Origin of the sequence: Pseudomonas brassicae (assembly GCF_010671725.1) — a bacterium.
GTDB lineage: Bacteria > Pseudomonadota > Gammaproteobacteria > Pseudomonadales > Pseudomonadaceae > Aquipseudomonas > Aquipseudomonas brassicae.
Genome location: NZ_JAAHBU010000088.1, coordinates 1 through 3,886, shown reverse-complemented (window position 1 = coordinate 3,886; position 3,886 = coordinate 1). Strand labels below are relative to the sequence as shown.

3 protein-coding genes are annotated in these 3,886 nt (G+C 61.8%); 2 read left to right on the top strand and 1 reads right to left on the bottom strand.

Going from position 1 to position 3,886, the window contains the following annotated elements; genetic code table 11:
• Positions 1–89 precede the first annotated feature (89 nt).
• On the bottom strand, positions 90–1,271 hold the full coding sequence (locus tag G3436_RS07430; protein ID WP_163943066.1) for a porin: 1,182 nt from the start codon (positions 1,269–1,271) through the stop codon (positions 90–92).
• Positions 1,272–1,607: 336 nt separating this feature from the next.
• Here G3436_RS07430 and G3436_RS07425 point away from each other — a divergent pair, with 336 nt between their 5' ends.
• Positions 1,608–2,678 carry an enoyl-CoA hydratase/isomerase family protein gene (locus tag G3436_RS07425; RefSeq protein ID WP_163943063.1) on the top strand — a complete coding sequence of 357 codons (1,071 nt, stop codon included), beginning with the start codon at positions 1,608–1,610 and terminating at the stop codon, positions 2,676–2,678.
• Between the two features lie 16 nt (positions 2,679–2,694).
• The gene (locus G3436_RS07420) at positions 2,695–3,846 is read left to right on the top strand and encodes an acyl-CoA dehydrogenase family protein (protein WP_163943060.1); all 1,152 of its coding nucleotides are present in this window, start codon (positions 2,695–2,697) and stop codon (positions 3,844–3,846) included.
• The last annotated feature ends 40 nt before the right edge of the window (positions 3,847–3,886 follow it).

Here is a 3,886-nt window from a genome sequence, read left to right as displayed (position 1 = left end):
GCCTGACAGATCGGCGTGGTCAGCCTTGGTGGTCCGACCTCAGGCCATGGTGGGGCCAACAGAGTCTCGCCAAAAGGAGGCAGCCCTGTTTACCAGGTCAAGACAGCACCCAACGCCAAGGTATCCGTATCCTCGTTCTGGCTATCCCCCTCATGCCCATTGATCTCGAACTGGTTGTACTCGGCCACCAGCGTGAGGTTGGCGTTGATGTCACGGAACAACGCAATACCACGGGTTTCATAGTCGGCCCCGGTGTTCACCGCACCGTTGCCATCATCCTTGGTCTTGCCATACGACAACGCCACGCGGTTCTTGCCGAATTTGTAGGAGCCCTGCATCAGGTAGCCGGTGCTGTCCACCTCGCGCAAGGTCGCTTCGCCAGCGTTGTTGGTGAAGAACGGGTTGATGCCCTTGGCGGTGAACCCGGAACCGGTCAGTGAGAACGCCCCCATTTTCGCCTGCACGCCATAGCCTACGCCCTTGGAGGTCACCGACTCGACGCTGCTGTCGGTGTTGTCCGAGGTCTGGTAGCTGCCGTTGAGCCAGCTGTAGATCTTCGCGCCACCCAGGTCGAACTGGTAGGTGATTTCGCTCTCGGTACGCGGGTTTTCCTGGTAGGCCTTGCCCACCGCACTATCATCGTTGGTGTCGACCGGGTCCATGATGCCCACCGCTACGCGCAGGCCGTCCATCAATGGGGTGCGGTAAGTGATCTGCGAGGTCGGGAACGGGTACGGGTAACCACTGCCAATGTTGCCGAACGACACGCCGCCACCGTCCACCAGGCCGAGGGTATCGCTGACCTGGCCATAGCCGGCCAGCAACTCGTCAAGCAGGATGTTGGAGCGGGCAAACAGCCCGAAGTCCTTGCCGATCAGCACTTCGCCCCAACCGGGGTTGCCCACCGTGCCGTAGAACTGACGCACGTCGATGGCGGTATCGGTGCCGTTGGTTTCACTGTCGTTGATGGTCACCCAGAACGAGGCGCGCCCGCCGAGCTTGAGGTCATCCACCTGGCGCGTCATGTTGAAGCCCAGGTAGTTGGGCAAGAAACCCATTTTCACCCGCGACTGGCGCCGGTCGTACTGCTCACCGGCACGGTCGACGTCACTGTTGACGTAGAAGGCATTGATGTAGCCGTCGGTGGAAAAGGTCGTCTGGTCCTTGTCGTACAGCATTATCTCGGCCTGGGCCAAGGGGCTGAGGCCCAGCGCGGCAAGGCTGGCCAGCAGGGGCAGGAAACGGGCATTGGCATTGTTATTGTTGTGCATGACGCTCTCCGCAAACGGGGGACGGTTGTCGAAGGCGATTATCGAAAGACCGTGCCGACGGCCCTACGCTGCCTTGGATGCAAGCTGCTGCTGCTTTGGCGCGGCAGCCAGGGCCCGAAACCTGGGAACTAATCCCGTGTGCGCGGGTGTCACAAGGCTTAAGTGGCAATACTGCGTGCCAATGGTCGTGCCCATGATGCAAAAATGCAGATTGGCGCTGCAGTTTTGCCGATTGTCACAGGCAAAATTGCACTGTTACGATCCGACAATCCTTGAACACGCGTCCACGTCGCTTCAAATCATGTGGAAAATCAATAACAAAGCAGGGAGACAGCGATGACCGCGCAAGCTCACTCTCCGGTCGATACCAACGTACTGGCCGAGGTCCGCAATCATATCGGTCACTTGACCCTCAACCGCCCCGCTGGCCTGAATGCGCTGACCTTGGCCATGGTGCGTCAGTTGCAGCAGCAACTCGATGCCTGGGCCATCGACACGGACGTGCGCGCCGTGGTATTGCGCGGCGAAGGCCCCAAGGGGTTCTGCGCCGGGGGCGATATCCGTTCGCTGTACGACAGCTTCAAGGCAGGTGACAGCCTGCATCGCGATTTCTTCGTCGAGGAATATGCGCTGGACCTGTGCATTCATCATTATCGCAAGCCAGTGATGGCGCTGATGGATGGTTTTACCCTGGGCGGCGGCATGGGCCTGGCCCAGGGCGCCGAACTGCGGGTGGTCACCGAGCGCAGCCGCCTGGCGATGCCCGAGACCGGCATCGGCTACTTCCCGGACGTTGGCGGCAGCTATTTCCTTTCGCGTATTGCCGGTGAACTGGGCGTTTACCTGGGGGTGGCCGGCGTACAGATACACGCCGCCGATGCGCTGTACTGTGGGCTCGCCGACTGGTACGTGGAGAGCGGCCGGCTCAGCGCCCTCGACGCGCGGCTCGACAGCCTCAAATGGAGTGATCACCCGCTCAAGGACCTGCAGGGCGTGCTGGCCAAGCTCGGCACCCAGGCCCTCGACAACCCGCCACTGGCCACCCTGCGTCCGGCCATCGACCACTTCTTTGCGCTGCCCGATGTGGCGAGCATCATGGAGCAGTTGCAGGCGGTCACGGTTGCCGACAGCCGTGACTGGGCGCTCAAGACCGCCGACCTGCTGGCCACTCGTTCGCCCCTGGCAATGGCCGTGACCTTGGAAATGCTGCGCCGCGGCCGCCAGCTGAGCCTGGAGGACTGCTTTGCCATGGAGCTGCACCTGGACCGCCAGTGGTTCGAGCATGGCGACCTGATCGAGGGCGTGCGCGCCCTGATCATCGACAAGGACAAACAACCGCAGTGGAACCCTGCCTGCGTCGCTGCGCTGTCGCGTGCGCGGGTGGACCAATTCTTCGAGGGCCTGTAAAGGTCGGAGTACGCACATGCAAGACCTGGAACTGACTGAAGAGCAGATCATGATCCGCGATATGGCGCGCGACTTCGCCCGTGGCGAGATCGCGCCGCATGCCCAGGCCTGGGAAAAGGCTGGCTGGATCGACGATGGCGTGGTCGCCAAGATGGGCGAACTGGGGTTGTTGGGCATGGTGGTGCCCGAGCAGTGGGGTGGCAGCTACACCGACTACGTGGCCTATGCGCTGGCCGTGGAAGAGATTGCCGCAGGCGATGGCGCCACCGGTGCGCTGATGAGCATTCACAACTCGGTGGGCTGCGGCCCCCTGCTCGCCTATGGTAGCGCTGAACAGCAGCAGACGTGGCTGGAGCGCCTGGCAACTGGCCAGGTGATCGGTTGCTTCTGCCTGACCGAGCCGCAGGCCGGTTCCGAGGCGCACAACCTGCGTACGCGGGCTGAGCGTGTGGGGGATGAGTGGGTGATCAACGGGTCCAAACAGTTCGTCAGCAATGCACGGCGCGCGGGATTGGCCATCGTGTTTGCGGTGACCGATCCGGAGTTGGGCAAGAAAGGCCTGTCGGCGTTTCTGGTGCCGACCGACAACCCGGGCTTTGTGGTGGACCGCAGTGAACACAAGATGGGTATTCGTGCATCGGATACCTGTGCGGTGACGTTGAACAACTGCCGTATCCCTGCCGCCAACCTGCTGGGCGAGCGTGGCAAGGGGTTGGCGATTGCGTTGTCCAACCTTGAGGGTGGCCGCATCGGCATTGCGGCGCAGGCGCTGGGGATTGCGCGTGCGGCGTTCGAGGCGGCGCTGGTGTATTCACGCGACCGCATCCAGTTTGGCAAGCCAATCAACGAACACCAGAGCATTGCCAACCTGTTGGCCGACATGCAGGTGCAGATCAATGCGGCGCGCTTGCTGATCCTGCATGCGGCGCGCTTGCGCAGTGCGGGCAAGCCCTGCTTGAGCGAAGCTTCGCAGGCCAAGCTGTTTGCCTCGGAGATGGCCGAGCGTGTGTGTTCCAAGGCGATCCAGGTGCATGGTGGGTATGGGTACCTGGAGGATTACCCGGTGGAGCGGTATTACCGAGATGCGCGGATTACGCAGATTTATGAGGGATCGAGCGAGATTCAGCGGATGTTGATTGCGCGGGAGCTCAAGCACTATCCGTTGTAGAAGCGCAGAAGCGGCGCCAGACGGGACTGTCAGATTTTTT

Excerpts from the sequence above, each read along its gene's own strand:
- G3436_RS07430 (WP_163943066.1), bottom strand. The coding sequence starts at position 1,271 with ATGCACAACAATAACAATGCCAATGCCCGTTTCCTGCCCCTGCTGGCC.
- G3436_RS07425 (WP_163943063.1), top strand. The coding sequence starts at position 1,608 with ATGACCGCGCAAGCTCACTCTCCGGTCGATACCAACGTACTGGCCGAG.
- G3436_RS07420 (WP_163943060.1), top strand. The coding sequence starts at position 2,695 with ATGCAAGACCTGGAACTGACTGAAGAGCAGATCATGATCCGCGATATG.